This is a genomic window from Streptomyces sp. NBC_01622, assembly GCF_045209635.1.
Lineage (GTDB): Bacteria > Actinomycetota > Actinomycetes > Streptomycetales > Streptomycetaceae > Streptomyces.
This window is the reverse complement of sequence record NZ_CP109293.1, coordinates 10726831-10752188: the sequence shown is the minus strand read 5'-3', so window position 1 is coordinate 10752188 and position 25358 is coordinate 10726831. Positions and strand designations below refer to the sequence as shown.

General features: G+C 70.6%; 24 protein-coding genes and 3 pseudogenes. 8 read left to right on the top strand and 19 right to left on the bottom strand.

Annotation, left to right across the window (positions count from 1 at the left end; genetic code table 11):
- Positions 1-15: 15 nt before the first annotated feature.
- The 13 genes and pseudogenes from OH768_RS49700 to OH768_RS49640 all read right to left on the bottom strand — a co-directional run bounded on the left by OH768_RS49700 (position 16) and on the right by OH768_RS49640 (position 16322).
- Complete coding sequence (locus OH768_RS49700; protein WP_406463869.1) at positions 16-792, bottom strand: SDR family oxidoreductase; 777 nt, start codon at positions 790-792, stop codon at positions 16-18.
- Positions 789-1748, bottom strand: coding sequence for an NAD(P)-dependent oxidoreductase (locus OH768_RS49695; protein WP_406463867.1), 960 nt, complete (start codon positions 1746-1748; stop codon positions 789-791). The genes OH768_RS49700 and OH768_RS49695 overlap by 4 nt, the downstream gene beginning before the upstream one ends.
- Entirely contained in the window at positions 1741-3000 is a 1260-nt protein-coding gene (locus OH768_RS49690; protein ID WP_406463865.1) for a Gfo/Idh/MocA family protein, read from the bottom strand. Before OH768_RS49690 ends, OH768_RS49695 begins: the two co-directional genes overlap by 8 nt.
- A 25-nt stretch (positions 3001-3025) precedes the next feature.
- The gene (locus tag OH768_RS49685; RefSeq protein WP_406463863.1) at positions 3026-3805 is read right to left on the bottom strand and encodes an HpcH/HpaI aldolase/citrate lyase family protein; all 780 of its coding nucleotides are present in this window, start codon (positions 3803-3805) and stop codon (positions 3026-3028) included.
- Complete coding sequence (gene iolD, locus OH768_RS49680; protein WP_406463861.1) at positions 3802-5769, bottom strand: 3D-(3,5/4)-trihydroxycyclohexane-1,2-dione acylhydrolase (decyclizing); 1968 nt, start codon at positions 5767-5769, stop codon at positions 3802-3804. The genes OH768_RS49685 and iolD overlap by 4 nt, the downstream gene beginning before the upstream one ends.
- Positions 5770-5824: 55 nt before the next feature.
- Entirely contained in the window at positions 5825-7258 is a 1434-nt protein-coding gene (locus OH768_RS49675) for an aldehyde dehydrogenase family protein (protein WP_406463859.1), read from the bottom strand.
- 43 nt (positions 7259-7301) lie between these two features.
- Positions 7302-8306, bottom strand: coding sequence for a sugar phosphate isomerase/epimerase family protein (locus OH768_RS49670; RefSeq protein ID WP_359608782.1), 1005 nt, complete (start codon positions 8304-8306; stop codon positions 7302-7304).
- A gap of 50 nt (positions 8307-8356) precedes the next feature.
- A pseudogene (locus OH768_RS49665) lies at positions 8357-9421 on the bottom strand (LacI family DNA-binding transcriptional regulator); the annotation flags it as partial.
- 40 nt (positions 9422-9461) lie between these two features.
- The gene (locus tag OH768_RS49660; RefSeq protein ID WP_359608780.1) at positions 9462-10712 is read right to left on the bottom strand and encodes an ABC transporter permease subunit; all 1251 of its coding nucleotides are present in this window, start codon (positions 10710-10712) and stop codon (positions 9462-9464) included.
- Positions 10709-11491, bottom strand: a complete 783-nt coding sequence (locus OH768_RS49655; protein WP_406463856.1) for an ATP-binding cassette domain-containing protein — start codon at positions 11489-11491, stop codon at positions 10709-10711. Before OH768_RS49655 ends, OH768_RS49660 begins: the two co-directional genes overlap by 4 nt.
- Positions 11488-12612 (bottom strand): sugar ABC transporter substrate-binding protein, encoded by a 1125-nt coding sequence (locus OH768_RS49650; RefSeq protein WP_359608778.1) that lies wholly within the window; start codon positions 12610-12612, stop codon positions 11488-11490. Before OH768_RS49650 ends, OH768_RS49655 begins: the two co-directional genes overlap by 4 nt.
- 297 nt (positions 12613-12909) lie before the next feature.
- Positions 12910-15744: a SpoIIE family protein phosphatase gene (locus OH768_RS49645; RefSeq protein ID WP_406463854.1), complete on the bottom strand. Its 2835-nt coding sequence runs from the start codon at positions 15742-15744 to the stop codon at positions 12910-12912.
- A gap of 80 nt (positions 15745-15824) precedes the next feature.
- On the bottom strand, positions 15825-16322 hold the full coding sequence (locus tag OH768_RS49640; RefSeq protein WP_406463853.1) for a DUF6479 family protein: 498 nt from the start codon (positions 16320-16322) through the stop codon (positions 15825-15827).
- Between the two features lie 180 nt (positions 16323-16502).
- Between OH768_RS49640 and OH768_RS49635 the strand changes: the two genes are divergently transcribed.
- Positions 16503-16673 carry a hydrophobic protein gene (locus tag OH768_RS49635; RefSeq protein WP_406463852.1) on the top strand — a complete coding sequence of 57 codons (171 nt, stop codon included), beginning with the start codon at positions 16503-16505 and terminating at the stop codon, positions 16671-16673.
- Between the two features lie 80 nt (positions 16674-16753).
- Here OH768_RS49635 and OH768_RS49630 read toward each other — a convergent pair whose 3' ends face one another.
- Together OH768_RS49630 and OH768_RS49625 are read right to left on the bottom strand one after the other, a co-directional pair.
- A complete protein-coding gene (locus tag OH768_RS49630) occupies positions 16754-17101 on the bottom strand; it encodes a putative quinol monooxygenase (RefSeq protein WP_406463850.1) in 348 nt (115 codons plus the stop codon).
- 35 nt (positions 17102-17136) lie between these two features.
- Positions 17137-18210: an alkene reductase gene (locus tag OH768_RS49625; protein WP_406463848.1), complete on the bottom strand. Its 1074-nt coding sequence runs from the start codon at positions 18208-18210 to the stop codon at positions 17137-17139.
- A 120-nt stretch (positions 18211-18330) separates the two neighbouring features.
- Here OH768_RS49625 and OH768_RS49620 point away from each other — a divergent pair, with 120 nt between their 5' ends.
- Positions 18331-18702 carry a MerR family transcriptional regulator gene (locus tag OH768_RS49620; protein WP_406463846.1) on the top strand — a complete coding sequence of 124 codons (372 nt, stop codon included), beginning with the start codon at positions 18331-18333 and terminating at the stop codon, positions 18700-18702.
- 284 nt (positions 18703-18986) lie between these two features.
- Here OH768_RS49620 and OH768_RS49615 read toward each other — a convergent pair.
- Positions 18987-19100: pseudogene (locus tag OH768_RS49615) on the bottom strand (short-chain dehydrogenase); the annotation flags it as partial.
- Positions 19101-19166: 66 nt separating this feature from the next.
- Between OH768_RS49615 and OH768_RS49610 the strand changes: the two are divergent.
- Together OH768_RS49610 and OH768_RS49605 are read left to right on the top strand one after the other, a co-directional pair.
- The gene (locus OH768_RS49610; RefSeq protein ID WP_406463845.1) at positions 19167-19493 is read left to right on the top strand and encodes a hypothetical protein; all 327 of its coding nucleotides are present in this window, start codon (positions 19167-19169) and stop codon (positions 19491-19493) included.
- Between the two features lie 152 nt (positions 19494-19645).
- A complete protein-coding gene (locus tag OH768_RS49605; RefSeq protein ID WP_406463843.1) occupies positions 19646-19807 on the top strand; it encodes a hypothetical protein in 162 nt (53 codons plus the stop codon).
- 254 nt (positions 19808-20061) lie between these two features.
- Here the strand turns inward: OH768_RS49605 and OH768_RS49600 are convergent, their stop codons facing one another.
- Together OH768_RS49600 and OH768_RS49595 are read right to left on the bottom strand one after the other, a co-directional pair.
- Positions 20062-20853 carry a SigB/SigF/SigG family RNA polymerase sigma factor gene (locus tag OH768_RS49600; protein WP_406463841.1) on the bottom strand — a complete coding sequence of 264 codons (792 nt, stop codon included), beginning with the start codon at positions 20851-20853 and terminating at the stop codon, positions 20062-20064.
- A 179-nt stretch (positions 20854-21032) separates the two neighbouring features.
- The gene (locus OH768_RS49595; RefSeq protein WP_406463839.1) at positions 21033-21377 is read right to left on the bottom strand and encodes a helix-turn-helix transcriptional regulator; all 345 of its coding nucleotides are present in this window, start codon (positions 21375-21377) and stop codon (positions 21033-21035) included.
- A gap of 429 nt (positions 21378-21806) precedes the next feature.
- Between OH768_RS49595 and OH768_RS49590 the strand changes: the two genes are divergently transcribed.
- From OH768_RS49590 to OH768_RS49580, 3 genes and pseudogenes are all read left to right on the top strand, one after another.
- Positions 21807-22151 (top strand): ANTAR domain-containing protein, encoded by a 345-nt coding sequence (locus OH768_RS49590; RefSeq protein WP_406463838.1) that lies wholly within the window; start codon positions 21807-21809, stop codon positions 22149-22151.
- A 107-nt stretch (positions 22152-22258) separates the two neighbouring features.
- The gene (locus OH768_RS49585) at positions 22259-22585 is read left to right on the top strand and encodes a plasmid stabilization protein (RefSeq protein WP_406463836.1); all 327 of its coding nucleotides are present in this window, start codon (positions 22259-22261) and stop codon (positions 22583-22585) included.
- Positions 22586-22921: 336 nt separating this feature from the next.
- A pseudogene (locus tag OH768_RS49580) lies at positions 22922-23123 on the top strand (pyruvate oxidase); the annotation flags it as partial.
- 330 nt (positions 23124-23453) lie between these two features.
- Here the strand turns inward: OH768_RS49580 and OH768_RS49575 are convergent.
- The gene (locus OH768_RS49575) at positions 23454-24731 is read right to left on the bottom strand and encodes a multidrug effflux MFS transporter (protein WP_406463835.1); all 1278 of its coding nucleotides are present in this window, start codon (positions 24729-24731) and stop codon (positions 23454-23456) included.
- 98 nt (positions 24732-24829) lie between these two features.
- On the opposite strand from OH768_RS49575, the gene OH768_RS49570 reads away from it, so the two are divergent.
- On the top strand, positions 24830-25324 hold the full coding sequence (locus OH768_RS49570; protein WP_406463833.1) for a MarR family winged helix-turn-helix transcriptional regulator: 495 nt from the start codon (positions 24830-24832) through the stop codon (positions 25322-25324).
- Positions 25325-25358: the final 34 nt, after the last annotated feature.

The following is a 25358-nucleotide window of genomic DNA, read 5'->3' as shown; positions in this document are numbered from 1 at the left end:
GGCGCGTGCGTCCCTTCAGTCGATGGCGCCGATGACGTTCTGGTCCCAGTCGATGACGGACCCGGTGACGACTCCGCTGCGCTCGGAGAGCAGGAAGACGACGAAGTCGGCGATCTCGTCCGCGTGGCCCAGGCGGCCCATGGGCAGGCTCTTCCCGGCCTGCTCCCGCCAGTCGTCGCCGGCGCCGTGAAAGGCGCGCTGGGTGGCGTCCTCGCCCTCGGTGTCCGTCCACCCGATGTTGAGCCCGTTGATGCGGATGCGGTCGAAACGGTGGGCGTGCGCGGCGTTGCGGGTGAGCCCGGCCAGGGCGGCCTTGGCGGTCGAGTACGGCGTCAGGAAGGGCTGGCCGCAGTGCGCCGAGGTGGAGATGATGTTGACGATCGTCCCGGGGGCGTGCCGGGAGAGCATGTCGGCGACGGCGCCCTGCATCAGGAAGAACGGTGCGCGCAGATTGACGGCGATGTGCGCGTCGAACAGCTCCGGCGTGGTGTCCAGCAGCGAACCGCGCGAGGTCAGGCCCGCGGAGTTGACCAGGCAGTCCACCCGGCCGAACCGGGCGACCGCGGCGGCCACCGACGCCCTGGCCTGCTCCACGTCGGCGACGTCGGCCCTGACGAAGGCGGCTTGAGCTCCCAGGGCGGTGAGTTCGGCGGCCAGTGCCTCGCCGGGCTCGGTCCGGCGACCGGTGAGGAGCACCGACGCACCCTCTCGCGCCGCGGCTCGGGCGACGGCGCCGCCGACTCCCTGGCTGCCCCCGCTGACCAGCACTACTTTGTCGTCCAGCATGGTCATCTCGATCTCTCCTTGGCACAACTGGTCGGCGTCCACTCGGGGTTGGCAAGCGCGGCCGGACGCCGTCCGGCCAGTACGTCGGCGACGCCCCGGGCCGCGTCGGTGTAGGTCGCGGCTTCGGCGCGGATGCTCATGCCCATCAGGTGAGGGGTGAGCAGTACGTCGGGGTGGTCGAAGAGCGGGTGGTGGGCGGGCGGTTCGGGGTCGTAGACGTCCAGGCCGACGCCGGAGAGACGGCCGGCGACGAGCGCGTCCTGTACGGCGTCGAGGTCCACCAGTCCGCCGCGACCGCAGTTCACCAGCACCGCCCCCGGCTTGACCGCCGTGAGGAACCGGCGGTCCACCAGATGGCGGGTGGCGTCCGAGAGCGGTAGGTGCAGGGTGATGACGTCGCTGTGCGCGACGAGTTCGCTCAGATCGGGGCAGTTGACCGCGTCCGGGGGCGTGGCGAACGGGTCGTGGGCCAGCACCCGCATCCCGAAGGCCTCGGCGAGTACGCCGACCCGGCGTCCGATGCGGCCGTAGCCGATGATCCCGATGAGAGAGCCGCACAGGTCGCCGACCGGGACCTCCGCGCGCCGTGCCCACTGGCCCTCCCGTACGAGGCGGTTCAGCGGTCCGAAGCGTTTGACCAGGTGCAGGGACATGCCCAGGACGCCCTCGGCGACCGCTTGGGAGCCGCTGTCCGGGGTGATGACCACCGCGATGCCGCGCGCGGTCGCCTCGGCCACGTCCACCAGGTCGACGCCGACGCCGGTGCGGGCCAGGACACGGCAGTTGGGCATCCGGTCCAGGGCGTCCCGGTCGACCACGGCGTCCGCACGGACGATCGCGCCGACAGCGGCGGCCAGGTCGTCCGGCCCCGGGTGGGGCACGAAGGCGGCCTGCCCCCGCAGTGGCCCCCGCACCATCGTGGGGTCGACGCTGCCGAGGGCGACGACGGTGGGATCAGGCATGGCTCGCCTCGACGTGCGGCTTGCGCCCGTAGGCGGCGTCGGGGACGGTGCTGACGGGGTGCCAGCGTCCGTCCTCGGCCGAGGCGGCGACGGCGGCGAGGACCTCGGCGTCCTGGTGGGCGTCGTAGATGGTCGCGTTGCGCTGTTCGCCGCCGGCCAGCGCGGTGAGGAACTTCTTGGCCTCGATCACCTTGAGGTCGTCGAATCCCATGCTGTTGGCCGGTCCGGGCTGGAAGCGCGCGTAGTCGCCCATGGAGGAGTTGGCGAGGACCGTGGTGTAGCCGACGTTGGGTCCGCCGCGTCCGAGGCAGAGCCGCAACTCGTTGAGCTGCTCGAAGTTCCAGGACGCGGAGCCGTCGGTGCCGTAGACCTCGATGGCGAGTCCGCACTGCGGGCCGACGATGACGCGGGAGGCCTCCAGGGTGCCGACCGCGCCGGTGGTGTGCGGGCCGTCGGCGAAGCGGACCAGTGCGGAGACGTGGTCGTCGTTCTCGACCGGCGCCATCTCCCCGTCCTCGATGACGGCGAAGTGCGTACCGGAGCCCATGGGCAGGACGGGCCGCTCGGTGTACACGGTGGAGAGCAGCGAGCTGGCCTCGCGGATCGGTCCGACGACGTACTGGACGAGGTCGACGACATGGCTGAGCAGGTCGCCGAGCGCGCCGCTGCCGGCGAACTCGCGGCGGAAGCGCCAGGAGAGCGCGCCCTTGGGCTCGGCCGCGTAACCGCAGTAGAAGACGGAGCGGACGTTGGTGATCCGGCCGAGCGTGCCGTCCGCGACCAGTTCACGGATGCGTTCGACGGCCGGTGCGCCACGGTAGTTGTAGCCGACGGAGGTCTCGACGCCGGCCGCCCGCGCGGCGGCGGCGACCGCCGCGGTCTCGGCGACACCGCGTCCGACCGGCTTCTCGATCCAGAACGGCTTGCCCGCCTCGGCGGCGGCGACCGCGATCTCGCGGTGCACGTGGTTGGGCCCGCAGATGGAGACCACGTCGACCTCGGGGTCGGCGAGGACCTCGCGGTAGTCGGCGGAGGCTCTGGCGTAGCCGAGGACGTCGCGGGCGTAGGCGGCGCGGTCGGGTGCGGTGTCGGCGGCGTGCACGAGCCTTGGCCGCAGGCCGAGTTCGGGGTAGACGACGGGGATGGCCTGGTAGGCGCGGGTGTGCAGCTTGCCCATCCAGCCGACGCTGATCAGGCCCACACCGAGCGTTGCCGCGTCCTCGGAGCCGTCGGTTTCGTTGCCGTTGGTCATGGTTGTGCTCCAGGGTTGTGCGGGATCAGGACGCGGTGCGTGCCTGCTTGAGGTGGGCGGTGACGGCTGCGGCGAGCAGGGTGGAGTCGGAGCCGATGGCGACGAAGGTCCAGCCTTCGGCGATCCGGGCCGCCGCCGCGGCTCCGTCGTTCACCAGCAGGCCGCACGACTTGCCGTGCGACTTGGCGGCGGCGCGGACCTTGTCCAGTGCGGCGGTGTAGACGGGCGCGGTGAACTGTCCGGGGACGCCGAGGTCGTGGCTGAGGTCGCGGGGGCCGACGAAGAGCACGTCGGCGCCGTCCAGTGCGGCGATCTTGTCGACGTCGTCCAGGGCGGCGGCCGACTCGATCTGCACCACCCCGAGGGGCCGGTCCTCCTCGCGGTCCAGCGCCCCGGGGTCGAGACCGAAACGGCAGGCCCGGTTGTAGGTGGCCACGCCCCGGTCGCCGGCCGGCGGATAGCGCAAGTGCCGTAGCGCGGCGGCGACTTCGTCCGCGCTGTCCAGACGGGGCAGCATCACGCCGGCCGCGCCCAGGTCGAGCACCCGCCCGATGCGGATCCGGGCCGCCGACTCGACGCGGACGACGGTGGGCACCCCGTACGCGGCGGCGGCCGGGACGAGGGCGCGCACCTGCTCCTCGCCGCCCGCGCCGTGCTCCAGGTCGAGCAGCAGCCAGTCGACACCGGCGGCGGCGCAGACCTCTCCTACGACGGGGGCGGCGGCGCCGACAAACGTGCCCACCGTCGGCTCCCCGGTGGCCAGTTGGCGACGCAGGCGCCCGTGGTCCAGTGGCGAGGGGATCATCCGAACCACCTCTGCTCGGCGAGCCCAACCTCGTACTCGGCGCGCAGTGCGGCCACGGTCGGCTGTTCGGCGACCTCGGCGGGGGCCACGTCCCACCAGACGCCCGCGCCGGGCAGGTCGGCGTGCGGGATGACGGGGACGACGATGACCACCGGGCCCTGGTGGTCCCGGGTGGAGTCGAGGGCCTCGGCGAGCTCGTCGGCGGTGGTGGCCCGGAGCGCGCGGGCACCGAGCCCGGCCGCGACGCTGACCAGGTCGACGTCGAGATAGTCGCTCTCCAGACGGGCGGGCTTGCCGTCGGTGAGGTCCAGGGCACTGTTGCGGTAGCGGAACTCGTTGCCGAACTCGGCGCCGTTGCGGCCCATTTGGAGGCGGTGGATGACCTGGTAGCCGTGGTTCTCGGCGATGACGATGGTGACGGCGGCGCGTTCCTGTGCGGCGGTGACCAGTTCGGTGGGCGCCATCAGGAAGGTGCCGTCGCCGATGAAGGCGGTGACGCGGGCCTCCGGCCGGGGTTCGGCGAGCCGGACGCCGATCGCGGCGGGCAGTTCGTAACCCATGCAGGAGAAGCCGAATTCGAGATGGCAGTGGCGTCCCTCGGTGGCGTCCCAGACCTTCTGCAGGTCGCCGGGCGGTCCTCCGGCCGCGGCGATGACCGTGTCGCCGGGCCGGGCGTGCTCCTGGAGCACTCCGATGAGCTGGCCCTGCGTCAGTACCGCGTCCGTGTCGGTGACCACGTCGGAGTCGGCGGGCACGGCGCTCTTGTCGAACGGCATGCCGGGGTCGATGGCCTGGGCGCGTACCGGGACCCACCGGGCGTGCGCGGCTTCGACACGCTGCCGCCAGTCGGCGGGGGCGGCGATCCGCCGGGCCTCGACCTCGTCGGCGAGCGCGGCCAGGGCCCGTTTCGCGTCGGCCACGATGCCCACGGCGCCCAACCGGCCCGCGTCCTGGACATCCAGGTTGACGCCGGCGAAGCGGACGTCGGGGTGCTGGAAGAGCGAGTGCGAGGCGGTGGCGAAGTCGGTCAGCCGGGAGCCCACGGTGAGAACGAAGTCGGCTTCTCGCGCCAACTCGTTGACTGCGGGGGTGCCTTCCAGCCCGATGCCGCCGAGCTGCCACCAGGCGCGTCGCTGCACCGCGCCCTTGCCCGCGAAGGTCTCGACGACCGGGACGCCCGCCAGTTCGGCCAGCCGCTCCAACTCGGGTGTGGCACCTGAGTAGTTGACGCCTCCGCCCGCGATGATCAGCGGTCGGCGGGCCTCGGCCAGCAGCGACGCGACCTGTGCCACCTCGTCCGGATCGGCGGCCGGGCGGCGGATCCGCCAGACCGTGTCGCGGAAGAGGGCGGTGGGGAAGTCGTACGCGTGCGACTGCACGTCCTGCGGCAGGGAGAGGACTACGGCGCCGGTGTGGGCGGGGTCGGTGAGCGCCCGCATCGCCGCCGGAAGTGCCGTGAGCAGTTGCTCGGGCCGGGTGATGCGGTCGAAGAAGCGCGAGACGGGCCGGAAGGCGTCGTTGACCGAGGTGTCGGCCTCGATGGGGTGCTGCAGCTGCTGGAGCACCGGGCCCTGACGACGCGTCGCGTAACTGTCGCCGGGGAGCAGCAGCACCGGCAGCCGGTTGACGGTGGCCAGGCCCGCGCCGGTGACCATGTTCAGCGCGCCCGGCCCGATCGAGGCGGTGACGGCGAGGGTGGCGTGGCGCCGGGCGTGCTTGGCGTAGCCGGTGGCCAGGTGGACGAGGGCCTGTTCGTTGCGGCCCTGGACGAACGGCATCCGGTCGGAGAACTGGTCGAGCGCCTGCCCGAGTCCCGCGACGTTGCCGTGACCGAAGATGCCGCAGGTGGCCGGGACGAGCCGCCGCCGTTCGCCGTCGGCGTCGCTGTACTGGTGGGAGAGATAGGAGACGACGGCCTGGGCCACGGTCAGCCGTGTGGTGGGTTCGGGACGGGACACACTCACGGGGAGCTTCCTTCCTTGCGTACGACGCTGTACGAGGGGTACGAACCGGGGGTGTTCACCAGGGGCGGCCGTGCAGGATCACGGTCTTGGCCTCGGTCATCTCCTCGACCGCGGCGCGCGGGCCCTCCTTGCCGATACCGCTGCCCTTGAGGCCGCCGTAGGGCATCAGGTCGGCGCGCCACAGGGGGGTCCAGTTGATGTGCACGGTGCCCGCGTCGATCTCCCGGATGGCGCGGACGGCGCCGCTGACGTCGCTGGTGAAGATGCCCGCGCCGAGGCCGTACGCGGTGCCGTTGGCCTGGGCGATCGCCGACTGCCAGTCCTCGGCGGTGCTGACAGCGACGGCGGGGCCGAACAGTTCGTCCTGGCTGAGCGGCGAGCCGGGTGCCACGTCCGCGACCACCGCGGGCGTGATGACCGCGCCGTCCCGCTCGCCGCCGGTCAGCAGCCGGGCGCCGCCGGAGACCGCGTCGGCGATGGACGCGTGGACGCGTTCCGCCTCCTGCTGGGTGATCAGCGTGCCGATGCCGGTGTCCGCCGACGCGGGGTCGCCGGTGCGGATGGCCTCGACCTTGGGCACCAGCGCGTCCAGGAAGTCGGCGCTGATCGCCGGGTGGGTGATGACGCGTTGTACGGAGATGCAGACCTGGCCCGCGTTGATGTAACCGCCGAGGGCGACCGCCGCCGCGGCTGCCTCGACATCGGCGTCCGGCAGAATCACGACCGGGCAGGACGCCCCCAGTTCCAGCGAGAGTTTCTTCACGCCGGCGACGCGGGTGATGTGCTCGCCGGTCCTGGTCGAGCCGGTGAAGGAGACCTTGCGCACCCGGGGGTCCGAGACCAGTGCGTCGCCGAGTTCCCCGCCCGGTCCGGTCAGTACGGAGAGCACGCCCTCCGGCAGGCCGGCCTCGACGAAGCACGCGGCGAGTGCGAGCGCGGTCAGCGGTGTCGTGCGGGCGGGCTTGAGTACGACGGCGTTGCCGGCGGCGAGCGCGGGGGCGAGCTTGTGAAGTACCAGCAGGGCGGGGTAGTTGAACGGGGTGATGGCGACGACCACTCCGCAGGGCTGGCGGATCGTGAACCCGATCTTGTCGTGGCCGGTGCCCCGGTTGGCGTCCAACGGCAGGGTGTCGCCGTAGAGATGGGCCCCCTCGAACGCGGCCAGTCGGATGATGTCGCCGGAGCGGCCCGCCTCGCCGGTCGCCTCGGTGATCGTCTTTCCGGTCTCGGCGCTGATCAGCCGCGCCGTCTCCGCCGCTCTGCGGTCGGCGAGCACGGCCGCGCGGAACAGTATCCGCATCCGCTCGTGGGCGGGTGTCGCGCGCCAGACGGCGGCGCCCGCCTCGGCCGCCGCGAGTGCGGCCTCGACATCCTTGGGTCCGGCCACGGGTACGGTCCCCACGGCCGCGCCGTCGAACGGCGAGGTCACTTCCTCGGCCACGCCCGAGAGCGCGGGCGTCCAGGTACCGCCGATCAGCATGTCCACCATGACAACTACCAATCCACAGGGGTTACTTACGAGAGGTGAGGGCTCAGCGGTTGGTGCTGAACGCGGCGTCGAACTGCCGGTCGGAGGCCTCCGCGGCCACCGAGCGGACGAAGCGCAGCGCTTCCGGCGCGGCCGTCTCCCGGTCGAGGCCGACGTCCTCCCACTCGACGGAGAGCGGGCCGTCGTAGCCGAGGCGGTTGAGCGCGCGCATGATCTCCTCCCAGTCGATGCCGCCGCGGCCGACGGTGCGGAAGTCCCAGCCGCGCCGGGGGTCGCCGAAGGGGAGGTGGGAGGCGATGATGCCGTTGCGGCCGTTGAGGCGGCGGGTGGCGTCCTTGCAGTGGACGTGGGTCACGCGGTCGCCGTGGCCCTCCAGGAAGGCGACCGGGTCGACCTGCTGCCAGTGCAGATGGCTGGGGTCGAAGTTGATGCCGAACGCCGGGTGCTTCATGGCGTCGAGGGTGCGTTCGGTGGTCCAGTAGTCGTAGGCGATCTCCGCGGGGTGGATCTCCAGGCCGAAGACGACGCCCTCGGACTGGAAGACGTCCAGGATCGGGGTCCAGCGCTCCACGAAGTCGTCGTAGCCCGCGTCGATGGTCTCCGCCGAGACGGGTGGGAAGCCGGCCAGCATGTACCAGATGCTGGAGCCGGTGAAGCCGTTCACCCGGGTGACGCCGAGGGCGGCTGCGGCTCGCGCGGTGTCCGCCATCTCGGCGGCGGCCCGGGCCCGTACCCCCTCGGGTTCGCCGTCGCCCCACACGTGCGGCGGCAGTACGTCGCGGTGCCGGTGGTCGAGGGGGACGTCGCAGACGGCCTGGCCGGTCAGGTGGTTGGAGATCGCCCAGACGTTGAGTCCCTGGCGCTCCAGGAGTGCGCGCTGCCGCTTGACGTACCCGGGGTCGGTGACGGCTTGGCGGACGTTGAAGTGGTCGCCCCAGCAGGCGAGTTCGAGGCCGTCGTAGCCCCACTTGCCCGCCTTCCCGGCGAGTTCCTCGATCGGCATGTCGGCCCATTGGCCGGTGAAGAGCGTGACGGGGCGTCGGCTCATGGTGGAGGCTCCGATTCAGGCGTTTCCGGTGCGCAGCCGCAGCTGCGCCGGACGATCAGGTCGAGTGGCACCCGTGTCTCGGTGGGGTGCTCGGTCTTGGGAGCGACGCCGGACTTGCGGCCTTCGAGAGCGTCCAGCAGCATCCGCGCGCTGATCTCGCCGAGTTCGCGGTCGTGCCGGCGCAGGGCGGTCATCGGCGGGTCGAGCAGGTCGCTGGAGACCGGGTCGTCGAAGGAGACCAGGGCGATGTCCGTGCCGACCTTGTACTGGTCGGCCCGGAGTTGACGGAGCGCGCCGAGGGCGAGAGTGTCGCCTGCAGCGATCACGGCGGTCGGCGGCTCGGCCAACCGCATCAGCTCGGCCACCGCCTGTTGCGCGCTGGCCTCCGTCCACTCGTGGTCACCGTAGGCCAGGTACTCCGGGGGCACCGGCAGCCGCCGCGCGCCCATGACGTTGCGGAAGGCCTCCAGCCGTTCGGTGGCGGGGGCGTTCTCCATCCGCTGGGTCCGGGCGGTGGGACCCGGCGGCACACCCAGGAAGGCGATCCTGGTGTGGCCGTGGACGACGGCGAGGTGTTCCACGAGGGTGGTCATGCCGCCGGCGTTGTCCGGGCTGACGTAGCCGAGGCCCGTGTCCGGGATGACGTGGTCGAAGAACACGACCGGTCCCCGGTCCGGGACGTAGCCACCGCTGGTGGCGACCAGCAGTCCGTCGACCTGGCGGTCCTGGAGGGTGCGCAGGGCGACGGTCTCGTGCTGGGCGTCGCGCTCGGTGTTCATCACGACGACCTGGTAGCCGGCGGCCTCCAGCACGTTCTGGGCGGCCTTGAGCACCGTGGCGTAGAAGGCGATGGCGATGTCGGGGACGACGACGCCGACGAGCATGGACGACTGGGTGCGCAGGGACCGCGCCGAGATGTTGCGCCTGAAGCCCAGCGCGGTCGCCGCCTCGACGACCTTCTGCCGGGTCTCCCCGGGGATGCGGGGGTTGCCGTCCAGAGCCCGGCTGACCGTGGACACGGACACTCCGGCCATCGCGGCGACGTCCGTCAGGGTGGGACGGCGTCGGCGGGAGGGGTCGACCGGACCGGGGGTCTGGTCCTGGCTGGAAGGCATCGGGGCTCCTTACGAGGGCGGTCTCTGCGGCGGACCTGCGCTACTTGGTCGCTCGGGCGAAGACACTGCCACGGGTGAGGATCGAATCCACAGTCGCCGCGAGAACGAGGATGGATCCCTCGGCGACGTACTTGACCACCGTCTCCGCACCGATCAGGTCGAGGCCGTTGGAGATGGAGCCGATGACCAGGGCGCCGAGCAGGGCGTCCCAGACGCTGCCGCGCCCGCCGAACAGGCTCGTTCCGCCGATCACGGCCGCCGCGATGGACTCCAGCAGCACCGTGCCGGTGCCGGAGGAGGCCGACACCCCGAGCAGACGTGAGGCGGCGAGGATGCCGCCGAGCGCGGCCAGCGCACCCGCCAGGCTGAAGGCGATCATCTTGGCCCGGGCCACCGGGATGCCGGCCCGACGGGCGGCGTCCGGGTTGGCGCCGACGGCGTAGAGGTGCAGGCCGAAGCGGGTCTGCGTGGTGATGTAGCTGAACACGATGAGCAGCGCGAAGAGGATCACCACGGGCAGGGGCACACCGAGATAGCTGTTGAGCACCGCCACGGCGGTGATGCTCGCGGCGCCGACCAGGATGCCGGGGGCGACGACCTCGCGCACCAGGCTCATGCCGATGCCCCGGCGCCGGGACTCGCCCAGGGCCAGCAGGCGCAGCAGGACGAACGCGACGATGCCCGCGGCCGTGAGCGCCCACCCCAGGGCAGGTGGCAGGTAGGTGCTGGACAGCGTGGCGATACCGGTGCCGAACAGGCTGACCTGTCCGGTGCCGCCGGGCAGCAGTACCAGGATCGCGCCGAGCAGCATGAGCTGGGCGCCCAGGGTGACGACGAACGACGGCACCCCGAACTGGGTGACGACGGCTCCCTGGATCAGGCCGACCGTCGCCCCGGCCGCGATCCCGGCCAGCAGGCCGAGCCAGGCGGGCCAGGAGTGGTTGACCACGAGGATCGCGGTGAGCGCCGCCGCCGCACCGCTGTTGGCGGCGACCGAGAGGTCGATCTCGGCGAGCAGCAGGACGAAGACGATGCCCAGGGCGATCGTCGCCGTGACGACGATCTGCACCAGCAGGTTGGTGATGTTGCGGTTGCCCATGAACGCGCTGTCCTGGGCGGTGAAGAAGGCCCAGATCACGGCCAGCATGAGGACGACGGGGACGAATCGGTACCGTCCGGCGATGGCGTCGAGCACCTGCCGGCGGCGGGACTGGCGGCCTTCGACGCGCGCGACGGGCGGCGGGGAGGACGTGGCGGCGACGGCCGCGGGCGACTGGTTCGATGTGGTCATGGGGCCGAGATTCCTGTGATGGCGGCGACGAGCTGGTCCGAGCTGGTGGTGCGGTCGCTGTTGTCGAACTCGGCGACCTTGTTGCCCAGGCGCAGGACGACGATGCGGTCGGCGACCTCCAGGACGTCGCGCAGGGCGTGCGAGATCAGCACGATCGCGCAGCCGTGCTCGGTGCGCAGCCGGCGGATCAGGTCGAGTACGCCGGTGCTCTGCTCGACGCCGAGTGCCGCCGTCGGTTCGTCCATCAGGACGAGCCGCGGGTTGGAGAGGGTGGAGCGGCAGACGGCGATGGACTGCCGCTGGCCGCCGGAGAGACGGCCGACCGGAGTGCGCAGGGAGGGGATCTTCGCGCCCAGGCGGCGGATGGTCTCCTGCGCCCGGTGCTCCATGTCCGCGCGGCGCAGGCGCGCGCCGCGCAGGAGGGAGCTGGTCTCCTCCCGGCCGAGGAAGAGGTTCTGGACGGTGTCGAGGTTGTCGCAGAGCGCGAGGTCCTGGTAGACGGTCTCGATGCCGAGCGCGGTGGAGTCGACCGGGCGGCGCAGTTCGACCGGCTTTCCGTCGAAGAGGATCTCGCCTCCGTCTGCGGGCTGCAGCCCGGAGATGATCTTCATCAGGGTCGACTTGCCCGCTCCGTTGTCGCCGACCACTGCCACGATCTCGCCCGGGCGGACGCTGAGGTCGATGCCCTCCAGGGCGTGCACGCCGCCGAAGAGCTTGACCACCTGTCGGAGTTCGAGGAGCGGGGCCGCCGTGAGCACGGCGGCCGTTTCCTTGCTCATCCCATTTCCTTCTTGCAGGTGTCCGTCGCCGCGGTGGCACCCGTGCAGATCTGCTTCCAGGTCCATACGCCGTCCTTGACGAGCGTGGAGACCGTGTCGGCGTGCAGGTCCTGGACGGGCAGGAAGACCGCCGGGACACCGGGCTTCATGAAGCCGTTGTCCACGTAGCCGGAGATGTCGCTCTTGGCGATCTTGCCGTTCTTGAGCAGCTGCACCGTCAGCTCGGCGGCCTTGGAGGCCTGCAGCTTGAACGGCTTGTAGACGGTGCTGTACTGGTAGCCGAGCAGGATGTACTGGACGGCCTGCAGGTCGGCGTCCTGACCGCCGATCACCGGCACCTTGCCGGTCAGCGACTGGGCCTTGAGCGCGGCGATGGCGCCACCGGCGGTGCCGTCGTTCATCACGACCACGGCGTCGATCTTGTTGCCGGTCTTGGTCAGGCACTGCTCCATCTCGGACTGCGCCTTGGCCGGGTCCCAGTTGGGCGTGTAGGTCTCGCAGGCGACCTTGACCTTTCCGGCCTTCACCAGCGGCTGGATGTACTGGTCCTGGCCCTTCTTGTACTGGGTCGTGCCGTAGTCGCCCTGGTTGCCGTAGATGCGGGCGATGACCTTGGGCTTGGCGGTGGTGCCGCCGGCGAGCAGCTTGGCGGCGTCCTGGCCCTGGTTCTGGCCGACCGACAGCGAGTTGAAGACGACCTGTGCCGCCGCCGGACCACCACGGGCGTCGTGGTCGTAGAGCAGCACGGGGACCTTGGCGACGGACGCCTTCTGGAGCGCGCCGCCGGCGATGTAGGGGTCGGCGGCGACCAGCACGATCGCGGACGCGCCGCCCGAGATGGCGGTCTCGACCTGCTGGACCTGCTTCTGCGGGTCGTTCTCGGCGTTCTGGATGACGACCTTGGCGTCCGGCATCGCCTTCTTCATGGCGGCCTTGAAGTCGGGGCCGTCCTGAGTGGTGAAGCGCACGGTCGTGGTGTTGGGCAGCAGCATGTAGACGGTCTTACCGCCACTCGATGACCCACTGCCCCCGCTCGAGCCGCAGGCGGCGACCAGAAGGGCCGCCGCCGGCAGGGCGGCCAGGCGTACGGCGATTCTTCGTGAACAGGGCAAACGGCGCATGGATGACACTCCTTCGTGAATCCGGCCCTCAGAGTGCGCAAACCTTTGCACTGGGGTTTCTGGGAGGTCAATACTTTGAGCCAAAGAAGATGCGGGCTTCGAGATATCGTTTGCGCAACGAGGCGTCACAGCGGCGCGGGGCATACGAAAGAAGCGCAGGCTGTCGGCCTTTACCGATGAGTAGCGCTGTTGGCCGCCATCGCCCAAGAGGCCGTCGAGCGGATGTTTCGATTCGGACAACTGCCGTAAGCACGCATATGTCAGCCGCTTCGGCCGTGTTCAGTCGTGTCGGTCGTGTCAGTCGTGTCGGTCGATGGGCTGTGAGGCCCAGATGACCTTGCCGTGCGCGGTGTAGCGGGTGCCCCAGCGGTCGGCGAGCTGGGCGACCAGGAAGAGACCACGCCCGCCCTCGTCGGTGTCGGCGGCATGGCGCAGGTGTGGTGCGGTGCTGCTGCCGTCTGAGACCTCGCAGATCAGGGTGCGGTCGCGGAGGAGGCGTACCTGGATGGGGCCCTTGGCATGCCGGATGGCGTTGGAGACCAGCTCGCTGAGGACGAGCTCGGTCGTGAAGGCGGCTTCGTCGAGTCCCCACTCGGACAGTTGCCGCAGGGCGGCGGCGCGGATGTCGGAGACGGCTGCGGGATCGTCCGGCACGTCCCAGCGCGCGATGTTCGCGAGCGGAAGGGCGCGGGTCCGGGCGACGAGCAGGGTGACGTCGTCGCTGCTGTCCGGGGTGGGGAGGGCGTCCAGGACCGCCCGGCACGTCCGTTCCGGGGTCCGGTCGGGGTGGGCCAGCGCCCGGTGCAGGAGGTCGAGGCTGTCGTCGATGTCCCGGTCGCGGTCCTCGATGAGCCCGTCACTGTAGAGCACGAGCTGACTGCCCTCGGGCAGGTGCAGCTCGCCCGTTTCGAAGGGCAGGCCACCCAGGCCGAGGGGCGGGCCGACGGGCAGGTCGGGAGTCTCCACCGTGCCGTCGGGGAGCACCACGACGGGCGGGGGGTGGGCCGCGCGGGCCAGCGTGCAGGACTGGGAGACCGGGTCGTAGACGGCGTACAGGCAGGTGGCGCCGATGATCTCGGCGTCGTCCGGTCCGCCGGTCCGGCTCCGGTCGAAGTCGATGACGAGGTCGTCGAGGCGGGCGAGGAGTTCGTCCGGGGCGAGGTCGAGGGTGGCGAAGCTGTGGACGGCGGTGCGCAGCCGGCCCATGGTGACCGCTGCGTGCAGGCCGTGCCCGACGACGTCACCCACAACGAGGGCGACGCGGGCCCCGGACAGCGGGATGACGTCGAACCAGTCGCCGCCCACGTCGGCCCGGGCGGGCAGATAGCGGTGGGCGACCTCGACCGCGGTCTGTTCGGGAAGCTCCCGGGGCAGGAGGCTGCGCTGCAGGGTGAGCGCGGTGGCGCGTTCGCGGGTGTAGCGGCGGGCGTTGTCGAGGCACAGCGCGGCACGGGTGGCGAGCTCCGAGGCCAGGGCCGCGTCGTCCTCCTCGTAGGGTTCCGGCTGGGTCCGGCGGTAGAAGCTGGCCACGCCCAGGGTGACGCCACGGGCGATCAGGGGGACGGTGATCAGTGAGTGGACCCCCTGTGCGAGGATCCGCTCGACGCGTTCGGGGTCCTGTGCCTTCCAGCCGGGAGCGGCGCGCAGGTCGGCCTCCAGTACGCCTCGGCCGGCGGCCAGGCAGCGTGCCTGCGGGGTGGTGGCCAGGAAGCCGGCCACGTGACCCACCGGGTACAGGGAGAGTCCCTCGTGGAACCCGTGCAGGGCGGTGCGGCGCAGCATGGTGCCGGCTTCGATCGCGCTGCCCGGTTCCTCCCCGCGCAGGACGGGTTCCGCCAGGTCCACCATGGCCAGGTCGGCGAGTTCGGGCACGGCCGCCCGGACGAGTTCCTCCGCGGTGCGGGTCACGTCGAGGGTGGTGCCGATGTGCGCGGCGGCCTCGATCAACAGCCTGAGGCGTCGCCGTGACGCCACCGCGAGACGGCCGATTCCCTGTTCTCCCACGCTGATCAGCTGTACGCCCGTGGTGCGGCGGGGAGCAGTGGGGCCGGTGGCATCGGGCATGCCGGGTGTGCCGGCCATCGGGTACGACGCCGGGTCCGGACGGCGCGGTCGCGGCGCCGGTGGGATGTCGGCGCTCGCACGCGGCGGGCCGCCGGGCTGCCGCGCCCCGGCGGTGTCCGGCGTACTCGGCGTGACGTACTGGAGCGGGCCGTCCGGGAACAGGGCCTCTACGGCGAATCCGGCCACCCCGGAGGGCGTCACCAGCGGCCTGCACAGCAGCGTGGCGGTCAGACCGTGTCCCAGCGGCACCTCTACGGCGGCCCGGCGCCCCGCCCCGACGAGCTCTGCGGCCTTCTCCAGCAGGATGGGCGGGGCTTCGTGCCCGCCCCCGCCGCCGGGCAGCGCGCCAGGCGCCACCGGCGTTCCCGCGGATCGGGCCAGCGCGTGCACCCGCCGTTCGGCCGCCACATACGTCCCCAGCAGGGCGCGTTCGCGCTCGCTCGCCTGCTCCAGGATCCGCCGTTCGATCGCGTGGCCCGCCTCGTACATGAGGTATTCGACCTCCGGGGTGACATCGGCTACGTCGCACGCGAAGTCGATGACCCCTTCCAGGTGCCCGTCGAGCGGGTTGCGGATCGGCACGCTCACACAGGCGTCGCGCTGGGTGTGCTCGGTGAAGTGCTCCGCGCCGAGGACGTGACAGGGGCGCCGTTCGACCAGCGCCAGGCCGATGCCGTTGGTGCCGACCGTGTGTTCGGCGAAGCAGAACCCGGGGGCGTCGGAGACGGCGTCGAGACGGCCGGCCAGCGACGCCTCCCCCACGCGGCGCAGAAGTTTCCTCCCCTGGCTGTCCGCGAGCGACACACGGGCCCGAGTGCCCGTGATCCGGGACTGCAGCCAGTCGAGCGTCGGCCCGGCCGCGCGGACCAAAGGGGCGTCCAGGTCGAGATCGGCCTCGTAGGGCGGGGCCCATCGGTCGGGGTTGATGGCCAGCAGCTGACACCGCTGCCACGAGCTCAGGATGGCACCGCGCGGGCCTCCCAGGACGATCTCACCGGACAGCAACCTCTCACGGGCCCGCGCCGTGACCAGGTCCGGGTCGCCCCAATCATCGCTCACCGGGATCACTTCCCTAAGCCGGCCGTGCGGGCCGTCTCGATGCACGTCCCCCGCTGGGACGCAACACCACATTTCAATCTACTGCGGCATCAATCCCCTCCACGTGCAGGGAGGCGCCATCGCGGGTTCCGGGCCACCGCGATCACGAACAACCGAGGCTTCTCACGTATCGACGGGCATGAACGCGGCAGCGTTGTCGCCCGTCGTGATGTCGAGGGCCGTGGTGACTCCGGAGCCGGCCCCGAGCTGTCGGAGTGACCTCGTATGCGATGGAGCAGGCGGGCCGAACTCGGACCAACCCTCCGGGAGCGGAACCTCAGCCCCAGCGCGGACGCTTCTGGTCCTCGCTGCGCCTGCTGCCCGATGTTCCGCTCCCGTGCAGCTGGTGCGGGGTGCCGCTCGCTCTCGTCCCGCGCGTGCGGCACCTCGTCGGGTTCGCGCACCTCCCGGACCCCACGGGTCGGTCCGGATGCCGGCAGCCTGGGCCGCTCCTCCGGGCGCGGCGGCGCGGACTCCCGACGGCGGGACCGGATACCGGGCCGTACGGCCCGGACCAGGCCGAGGACAAGGATCAAACCGGCGACCATTGGAAAGACTCCGACAGCCGCTCCGCTGGACGCGACCATTTCCGTGCTGAGTGCGTTCATCGGCGCCCCAGTGCAGCTGGGACAACCTCGCCCACCGCGGCGTGTCTACAACGCGTCGCGCTGCAGACAGGACGTCTGATCGGAGCGTTTCAGGGCACTCGGGGGCCAGGAGGTTCAGTCATGGTGCCCATCCTGCTGGTACTGCTTCTGGTGCTGATTCTCTTCGGTGCCGGTTTCGCCGTTCAGGTTCTCTGGTGGATCGCTCTGGTCGTACTCGTCCTCTGGCTCCTGGGATTCCTGGTGCGCGGGACCGGCGCGAGCGGATCTCGGGGGCGCTGGTATCGCTGGTAGTGCTCGACACGGCCCGCGCTCCGGTCGGGCAGGGCTCAGGGTTCGGCTGGAGCGGGTTGCCGCCCGTTGCCGAAATCGGCTCAGGCCCGGGGATCCTTTTCGTCGGCGTCGAATCTGCGCACCTCATTGCGTATGCGCGGGCCCCACTTGGTGAGGAGGGCCGTGATCTCCGGTGTGGCCACATGCCGGTCGAGGGCCTCCTGGGACGCCCACTGTTCGAGCACGGTGACACTTCCGGTCGCCGCGTCCTCGACACAGAACGAGATCATCACGTTCCCCGGATTCGCCGCGGCGAGTGGGTACGACGTCGCCCGTGCCTCGGCGATGAACGTCTCGACGTCCTCGGCGGGGACATGGACCCGGCCGGCGATGATGACGGTCGTGCGGGTGTCACCCTGGATCTCGTTCGGCGAATTCTTCGAAGTCATCGTTCTTCCTCGTCTTCCTCGTACTTCGTGTGCGGTCAGGCGGCGTACTGGTAGGCGGAATAGGTGAGATAACCCGTGTCGCCGCCCTGGTAGTACGTGGCCGGGTCGGCGGGCGCGAGCGGCAGGCCGGTGCGGGGCCGTTCGACGAGGTCGGGGTTGGCGAGGAAGGCTCGGCCGAAGCTGATCAGATCCGCGCCCAGGCCGAGCCAGCGGTCGGCGGCGGCACGATCGGTCTGCTTGGGGCCCATCGGGAGCACGGGGTTGACGACCAGGTTGCCCGGCCACGCGCGGCGCAGCCCGACGAGCACCTCGTCATCGGTGGTCGCCTCCAGGTGCACGTAGGCGAGGTCGAAGCGGGCGAGTTCGGCGAGCAGTGCCGCGTACAGTTCCGGCACTTCCCTCTCCTCGACGCCCCAGAAGGTGCCGCCGGGGGACAGCCTGATCGCGGTGCGGGCCGCGCCCACGGCGTCGACCGTGGCGGCTACCGCCTCGACGGCGAAGCGGATGCGGTGGGCGATCGGGCCGCCGTAGGAATCGGTGCGCAGGTTGGCGTTGGACGACAGGAACTGTGAGATCAAGTAGCCGTTCGCACCGTGCAGTTCGGCGCCGTCGAAGCCGGCGTCGACGGCGCGCCGGGCGGCCTCGGCGTACGAGCGGGCCTGTTCGGGCACCTCGGAGAGGTCCAGGGCGCGCGGGAGCGGCGCGGGCTGCGGCCCCGTCGGGGTGAACACCTCGCCGGTCGCGGCGACGGCGGACGGTCCGACCGGCTGGAGGCCGGTGGTGTCGGGGTGCGAGACCCGGCCGCCGTGCATGATCTGGGCGAAGATACGCCCGCCGTTGGCGTGCACGGCGTCGGTGACGGGCCGCCAGGAGGCCACCTGTTCGTCGGTGTACAGCCCCGGGGTGCCCGGGTTGGACTGGCCGAGCAGGCTGGGTTGCACCCCCTCGGTGACGATCAGTCCGGCGCTGGCCCGCTGGGCGTAGTAGACCGCCATGGACGGCGTGGCGAGGCTCCCGGCCGCGGCCCGGACCCGGGTCATCGGGGCCATCACTACTCGGTTGGGCAGCACCAGACCGCCGAGGCGGTGGCGGTCGAACAGCGTGGTCATGCAGCAACTCCTTAGTTCCCGTATCGAAGGCCCGGGGAGAGCGGGCCCGACCGGTACGCTAAAACCTGACGTCAATGTGAGATGCAAGTCCTGAGCCCAGGTCACCGTCAGGAGAGTGAGATGCGGATCGGCGAACTCGCGGCGCGCACCGGAGTGAGTGTCCGTTCACTGCGCTACTACGAGGAGCAGGGACTGCTGGTCAGCACCCGTAGCGGCGGCGGGCAGCGGCACTTCACGGAGGACGACATCGAGCGGGTCGACTTCATCCAGCGCCTGTACGTGGCCGGGCTGTCCAGTCGCACCATCATGGAACTGATGCCGTGCCGCGACGCGCCCAGCGACGAGAACTCCCACGCCGCGCTGGAACGCATGGCCCAGGAGCGCGACCGACTCTCCGCCCACATCATGGAGTTGCTGCACACCCGCGACTCGCTCGACGGCCTGATCACCGCGGCCCGAGCCGACCGCGACGACCGCCGGACCGCGGCGTGAGGATGCGTGCGGGGTAGGAGACTGCCTGTACCAGGGCGACCGTCGCACCGCTGTGGTGACCGGCCACCGCCACCGGAGCGGTGCGTCCGAGCACTTCGAGGATCCCTTGCAGGTCACGTGCCTGACTGGTCTTCGTACAGCCCGGCTTGGGGCAATCGCCGGCGCCGACGCCCCGCAGATCGGGTGCTACGACGGTGCGCTGCCCGGCACCCCCAAGGTCGAGGGCCCTGAACTCGCGACGAAACCGGTCGCACCGAAGCCGAAGACGCTCACCGCGCCCCTCCTCAGCCGGGCAGGACGCTGAGTTCGCCGCCGTCGGCGAACAGGATGGAGCCGTTGACGTAGCTGCTGGCCGGGCCGGCCAGGAACGAGACGATGTCGGCGATCTCGCTCGGGTCGCCCGCTCGGCCGCGCCGCCGGCATCACAGAGCCACTGTCAGACCCACCCCCTCTGGTTTCGTTCCATGACCTCAAGCAGCGCCGGCAACGATGCCGATGCCTCCCAACTGACCACCCTGCGCGAGTTGTTGGCGACCGGTAAGCCGGTCAGGATGCGCAAGGCCATCGAGGAACTCGTCCGGATCCCGGACGACGGAACAGCACTCGCCCTGGCAGCCCAGTCGGTGCGTACGGCCGGGATCAACTCGTGGATGATGTTGGGGCTGTGGCCCAAGGCGGCCGACCCGGACAGTTTCTGCGCCACGCTGCTCGCCCCCGCCCTCGTGCGCGAGAACCCCCGGTACCCGGCGTCTGCTCGACCGGCTCGGCGAGACCCCGGTCTGTGTCAGTGACGCCGCCTGGACCGTGCCTGCCTGGAACTCGGGCTGGGAGAAGCTGGGTTGTGCCTCGATCGACTCGCACGGCCGGGATCGGAACATGGCCTGGCGGCAGTCGCCGGCAAGCGGGCGCCTACACCCGAGGCGCTACGGCGAACCGAATCGGCATGCAGCGGACATTGCACGTGGCCGACGTCATCGACGCACTCCGTCCAGGTACCGCGATGCCGGTGACGGAGCGGATCAGGCTGAGAGTCGGACTGTCGACAGCCGCAAGGGAGCGCCGCGAGGCGATGGAGCTGCTGCCCGATCTGCACGGCGCGAGCTGATTCGCGGACGACAACCCACTGCAGCGCTTCTGGCGCGACGTCGCCGTCGGCACCCGGCACCCGTACTTCACGCCGTACACCCTCGCCGAGGACCACGGCCGGGTCACCTTCGACCTGATGCCCACCGTCTCGCTGACCCTGTGATCCGGCGTTGCCCCCGAGCTGTTGACGGGCCGGACAGGCACCCCCTGGCTGTTTCAGGCGGGCCCAGCCCGGTAGTCCGAAGAGAGCGGCCGGCCTCCCCTCCCGGCACGCTAGGCGGCATCGGCGAGCACCCTTTCGCGCACGGTGGCGCAGGAGTTGCTGATCAGCCGGGAGACGTGCATCTGGGAGACACCGAGCTGCTCCGCTATCCGGCTCTGCGTCATGCCTCGGAAGAAGCGCAGGTAGAGGATGGTGCGTTCACGCTCGGGCAGTGCGCGCAGGGCCGGCTTGACCGCCTCCCGGTCGACGACCAGGTCGAATCCCGCGTCCCACTCCCCCAGCAGGCCGCCGAGCGTCGCCCCGACGTCCTCGCCCGGCGACTCGGCGTCGAGAGAGAGGGCGGCATAGCTGTCCAGCGCTTCCAGACCGGCACGTACGTCCTCCTCGCTCAGCTGCGCGTACGCGGCGATCTCGGCGATGCCCGGGCGCAGCTCCGCACCCGACGCGGACAGGTCCCGCAGGGCGGCGCGCACCCTGTTACGGAGTTCCTGGATGCGCCGTGGGACGTGCAGGGCCCACATGTGGTCGCGGAAGTGGCGCTTGATCTCGCCGGTGACGGTCGGGACGGCATAGCTCTCGAAACCGTGACCGCGATCGGGGTCGTAGCCGTCGACGGCCTTGACGAGGCCGAGCGCGGCAACCTGGCGCAGGTCCTCGAAGGGCTCGCCCTTCCCCCGGTAGCGGCCGGCGATACGGTCCGCCATGGGCAGCCACGCCCGGACGAGTTCGTCGCGCAGGGCGTCCCGTTCCGGTCCGTCCGGCAGGTGCGAGAAGCGTGCGAAGGCCGCGGCGGTGCGCGGCGCGTCGTCGTGCGGGTGGCGCTTCCTGGTGACTGTGTCCACGGTGCTCACAACTCCCTCCAGGGGTTGTCGACCGGACGGTCCCCATGGGAGCGAGCACACACTGAGCAGGCGAAACACACCCGCGATCCGGCGCACACCGGCTCCCACGGACGTGCCTCCTGTCCGAAGCACTCATCTCTGCGCGTTCCCGCACCGAACGTGCCGAAACGGACACGCACCTACGATGACACTGAGCCAGGCGATCGTGGCTGTCCGTCACGCTGCGCGTCGTGCTGCGCGAGGGCGGAGAGCAGTGCTTCGACCGTCAGGCCGGCCTCGGCCGGGTGCCGCAGGATGGTCCCCGGCACGATGCGGTACGCATTGGTCCGCCCCTCCCGGGTGTGGGTGAGATAGCCGGCTTCCTCCAGATCGGAAATGATCTTCTGGACCGCCCTCTCGGTGAGCCGGCACCGCGCGGCGATGTCTCGGACACGGGTCCGGTGGTCCTCGGCGATCGCGGCAAGCACCCGGGCATGGCTGGTGAGGAACGTCCACCCTGTGTGCGTCTCGGATACTCCACCCATGCAACCCAGCATAGGGCGTGGCATTCACGCATCCAAAGACGCGAAATAGATTTCATGCATCTCTTGACGTGTTTCATACGCCAGATGAGACTTGTACTGGCAGAGGACAGACGAACGCTTCGGGAGCGACCGCCATGCCGGAACACGAGCCTCCCGCTCCGCCCACGGGCAGCAGCCCAGCCGCCTGTGCAACGTCGGGTTTGCCGACGGGAGTTGACCCGTCGGCTTTCCTGCAGATCGTGACGCGCCCGGCCGGGGGCCGGACGGTCGTGGCGGTCTCTGGAGAGATCGACACCGATACGGAACAGACGATGCAACGCGCCCTGCGTCTGGCACTGGCCCGGTCGTCCGAAGGCGTGGACCTCGGCCTGACCCAGGTCGGTTTTCACGTCATCGCTGTTCACACCCGCCCGTGCCGCTGTCAACGGGGTGATCGTCCACGACTGGCACGAACACTCCGCCGCGACGCACGACCGTACGAAGGAGAACGAGGTGTCCGACGAGGCCGAGGAACTGCGCCTCGAAGTCGTCCAGCTCAAGCGCGCCATGGTGACCCGGCCGGTCATCGACCTGGCCCGCGGAGTCCTGATGGCGTCTTTCGGCCTCAGTCCCGAGGACGCCTGGAGTGTCCTGGTCGACGTCTCGCAGCACACGAACACCAAACTTCACCGGCTTGCCGAGGAACTCGTCGACTCGGTCAACGGGCCACCACTGCCCGACCCTGTGCGGCAGCGGCTCTCCACAGCCGTCGCCGAGGTCTCACGCCCGGCGTAGGACGAAGGACGGAGGACGCTCACCCGGGCTTCTACGAACGCGTTACACGGTCCCGTGGAAAGGAACCCGTGCATGGATTCGGGAAAGGTCGGGAAAGGAGCAACGCGATGCCGGCAGGATCGAGCAAAAAGCGGGAACGGCAGTACGAGCATGTAAAAGAGAGTGCCGAGAGGCGCGGTGAGTCCACGCACCGGGCGAAGGAGATCGCCGCGCGGACAGTGAACAAGGAGCGCGCCCGCGCCGGCGAGTCGAAAACCGCGAGCAAGACCTCCACGCGTGACCCGAAGTCCGCCTCCCAGCGCGGCGGGCAGCGCTCACACAGCGGCGCCGAGGGGCCCACGAAGGACCAGCTCTACGCCGAGGCGAAGAAGCGCAACATCCACGGCCGCTCCTCCATGGACAAGCGGCAGTTGCAAAAGGCCCTCGGCCGCTGACCACGACGCCCACATCCGGCATCTGCGGGTGTCCGTGGCCCGCGGCGTGGGCGCCTTGACCGTCTGTCCGGGCGGCAATCCTGGCCGTCAGGGCCCCGCGCCACGACCATTTGAGAAGCACGCCATCCGAACGGCAGGTCGTTTCGCGGTAGTTGCCGACGGGAATCCGGTGAAGATCCGATCGAGAGCCTGAAGCAGAGGGAAGTTGAAGCGCCGTGACCGCGCACACTGCCGAACAGAAAGTCCTGAACGTGTCGGCGAAGACGCTGGAGTCCAGATGTCCGAGGAGGTCGGCCGGGTCCCGGTACACCGCGCGAGCACCGGCGATTTCCAGATCCGTGCGCGGGATCCCACCTGGACGACCCCGGCTTCGCCTCCGTGGCCACCGCCCTCGGCATCACCGGCAGACGTACTCACCAATCCGGACGATATCGCCGTTCCCGCCAGACCCACCGTCGGACAGGGCTGGGATTTCGCCGTCGCCAAAATGAAGGAACTGCTGCGCAGCCACGGCGACGAAACCCGATCCGAGATGTGAATTCGTCCACCGCTCATGGCTCTGCCCGCCCGGGATCCAAGAAAAGCGATCCGGGGCGGGCCGTGGTGATGGCCGACCGTGCGGTACAAGACGCACGGGTCAGCGGCGGCGCAGCATCATGACGACAGCGACGATGACAATGATGAGGACGACAGTACCCAGGCCTATGTACACGAGTTTCTCTTTCCCTCGGGGAGCGGACCAGCCGAGGGAGAACGCCCGATGAGCCCCTCTCTGCACGCACAGCGCCACCCGGAATCGACCTCGAACGACCGGCGAGCGCCGCGGAGTTCGCCGGGACCGGGGCGAGGGAGGCCCGGGTGACGGTCACTACGCCGTCGCCGTCGGCTCCCCCTGCCCCTCCCAAGGCCTGGCCAGCCCCACCAGAGCAACTCCCGCCGCCGCCACCGCGATCAGCATGATCACCGCCATCGGCAGGGAGCTGTCCTCCCCGAACAGCCCGACCAGGGGCGCGGCGAGGGCGCCGAACAGGAACTGGAGGCCGCCGAGGAGGGCGGAGGCCGCGCCGGGGGCGCTGCGGCCGAGGGTCTGGCCGATGCTGAGGGTCGACGGGAAGACCATGCCGATGCCGCCGGCGGTGACGAACAGGCTGATCCAGGTACCGGCGAGGGTCTCCCCCACGGTCAGCACCAGCACGACCTGTGTGAGGGCACCGAGCGCGGCGACGCCGACCGCCGCCACGAGAAGGGTGTTCAGCCGTACGCGTCCGGCGAGTTGGGAGAAGGCCGCGCCGGCGATCAGCATGGCGACGGCGTTGCTCGCGAAGATGAGGGAGTACGTCGTGGCCGACACCCCGTGCAGGTCCTCGAAGACGAAGCTGGAGCCGCTGATGTAGGCGAACAGCGCCGCCGAGATGAACGCGAGGACGAGGACGTACCCCATGAACGTACGGCGGCCGAAGAGCGCGCCCATCGCGCGGAAGGTGTTCGTGATCCCGCCGGCGTGCCGTCGCTCCGGCGGCAGGGTCTCCGGGACCTTGCGCAGGACGCCCAGCAGCAACAGGCCGCCCATCACGGTCAGTACGACGAACACCGCGCGCCAGGTCGACACGGCAAGGATCGCCCCGCCGAGCACCGGTGCGGCGACCGGCGCGACGCCCATGATCTGGGAGAGCACAGCGAAGTAGCGGGGCAGTTCCGCGCCGTGGAAGCGGTCGGTGAGCACGGCGCGGGCCAGCACCATGCCGGCCGCACCCGCCAGGCCCTGGAGGAAACGGGCGCCGGCGAGCAGACCGACATCGGGCGCGAGGGCGCAGGCGACGGAGAAGACCGTGAACGCTGCCGTTCCGGACAGCAGCAGTCCGCGGCGGCCGAGGCTGTCGCTGACTGGGCCGATGAGCAGCTGTCCGACGACGAGTCCGGCCAGGAACGCGGTCATCGTCAGCTGTACGGCCGAGCTGCTCGCGCCGAGCGCGTCCCCCATGGCGGGGAGCCCGGGGACGTACATGTCGGTCGCGAGCGGGGCGACCGCGGTCAGCGCGGCGAGGACGGCGACCAGGGCGACGGCGGCGCGCCGGGAGGCGTCGGTGGAGTCGGCCGGTGCGGTGGGGTGCGCGGCGGCGGGACGGGAGGGGGACGGCGATACCATGACCGTAACGGTAACCGATGGTTCACCAGTTAACAATGACGGATCCCGCAAGCCCCGATCGAAGTCCCTGAAGTCCCGGAAGCGAGAACAAGAGCCGCATGTCGCCCTCCCCCACCGACGTCCGCGCGCAGTGGACCGAGCACAACCCCGGCCTCGACACCTCCCCCATGGAGCTGATCGGCCTGCTCAAACACGCCACCGGGCTCCTGAACCGGGCGGTGGAACCCCTCTACGCGGGAGCCGCGCTCACCGCACCCGAGGTCGACATGCTGATCCCTCTGCGCCACGCCACCGAACCGGTGATCGCCCGCCGGCTCGCCGAGTGGCTGGGCCTGTCCCGTGCGGGGGTCAGCAAGGCCCTGGGCAAACTGGAGAAGCGCGGCTTCATCGCCCGCACCCCGAATCCGGCCGACCGACGGGCCGCGCTGGTGACCATCACCCCGGCCGGAGCCAAGGCCGTGGACGACCTGTTCCCCCGCCAACTCGCCGCCGAAGTACAGCTGTTGGCGGGCCTGGGCGAGGACCGGGGCCAGGTGGAGAACGCGCTCAAGCGCCTGGTGGAGGTCATGGAGCGGCAAGTGGGCCGCGAATAAAAGGGTTCTGACGGACCGTCACTCCTTGAGCCAA

What these genes read in the sequence shown, in the direction of transcription:
- OH768_RS49610 (WP_406463845.1), top strand. Translation starts at nt 19,167, where the DNA reads ATGACCTCAAGCAGCGCCGGCAACGATGCCGATGCCTCCCAACTGACC.
- OH768_RS49675 (WP_406463859.1), bottom strand. Translation starts at nt 7,258, where the DNA reads ATGGTGGACATGCTGATCGGCGGTACCTGGACGCCCGCGCTCTCGGGC.
- OH768_RS49650 (WP_359608778.1), bottom strand. Translation starts at nt 12,612, where the DNA reads ATGCGCCGTTTGCCCTGTTCACGAAGAATCGCCGTACGCCTGGCCGCC.
- OH768_RS49620 (WP_406463846.1), top strand. Translation starts at nt 18,331, where the DNA reads ATGCGGATCGGCGAACTCGCGGCGCGCACCGGAGTGAGTGTCCGTTCA.
- OH768_RS49605 (WP_406463843.1), top strand. Translation starts at nt 19,646, where the DNA reads ATGCAGCGGACATTGCACGTGGCCGACGTCATCGACGCACTCCGTCCA.
- OH768_RS49685 (WP_406463863.1), bottom strand. Translation starts at nt 3,805, where the DNA reads ATGATCCCCTCGCCACTGGACCACGGGCGCCTGCGTCGCCAACTGGCC.
- OH768_RS49575 (WP_406463835.1), bottom strand. Translation starts at nt 24,731, where the DNA reads ATGGTATCGCCGTCCCCCTCCCGTCCCGCCGCCGCGCACCCCACCGCA.
- OH768_RS49700 (WP_406463869.1), bottom strand. Translation starts at nt 792, where the DNA reads ATGACCATGCTGGACGACAAAGTAGTGCTGGTCAGCGGGGGCAGCCAG.
- OH768_RS49655 (WP_406463856.1), bottom strand. Translation starts at nt 11,491, where the DNA reads ATGAGCAAGGAAACGGCCGCCGTGCTCACGGCGGCCCCGCTCCTCGAA.
- OH768_RS49640 (WP_406463853.1), bottom strand. Translation starts at nt 16,322, where the DNA reads ATGGTCGCCGGTTTGATCCTTGTCCTCGGCCTGGTCCGGGCCGTACGG.
- OH768_RS49635 (WP_406463852.1), top strand. Translation starts at nt 16,503, where the DNA reads ATGGTGCCCATCCTGCTGGTACTGCTTCTGGTGCTGATTCTCTTCGGT.
- OH768_RS49695 (WP_406463867.1), bottom strand. Translation starts at nt 1,748, where the DNA reads ATGCCTGATCCCACCGTCGTCGCCCTCGGCAGCGTCGACCCCACGATG.
- OH768_RS49625 (WP_406463848.1), bottom strand. Translation starts at nt 18,210, where the DNA reads ATGACCACGCTGTTCGACCGCCACCGCCTCGGCGGTCTGGTGCTGCCC.
- OH768_RS49630 (WP_406463850.1), bottom strand. Translation starts at nt 17,101, where the DNA reads ATGACTTCGAAGAATTCGCCGAACGAGATCCAGGGTGACACCCGCACG.
- OH768_RS49690 (WP_406463865.1), bottom strand. Translation starts at nt 3,000, where the DNA reads ATGACCAACGGCAACGAAACCGACGGCTCCGAGGACGCGGCAACGCTC.
- OH768_RS49660 (WP_359608780.1), bottom strand. Translation starts at nt 10,712, where the DNA reads ATGACCACATCGAACCAGTCGCCCGCGGCCGTCGCCGCCACGTCCTCC.
- OH768_RS49570 (WP_406463833.1), top strand. Translation starts at nt 24,830, where the DNA reads ATGTCGCCCTCCCCCACCGACGTCCGCGCGCAGTGGACCGAGCACAAC.
- OH768_RS49670 (WP_359608782.1), bottom strand. Translation starts at nt 8,306, where the DNA reads ATGAGCCGACGCCCCGTCACGCTCTTCACCGGCCAATGGGCCGACATG.
- OH768_RS49585 (WP_406463836.1), top strand. Translation starts at nt 22,259, where the DNA reads ATGCCGGCAGGATCGAGCAAAAAGCGGGAACGGCAGTACGAGCATGTA.
- OH768_RS49595 (WP_406463839.1), bottom strand. Translation starts at nt 21,377, where the DNA reads ATGGGTGGAGTATCCGAGACGCACACAGGGTGGACGTTCCTCACCAGC.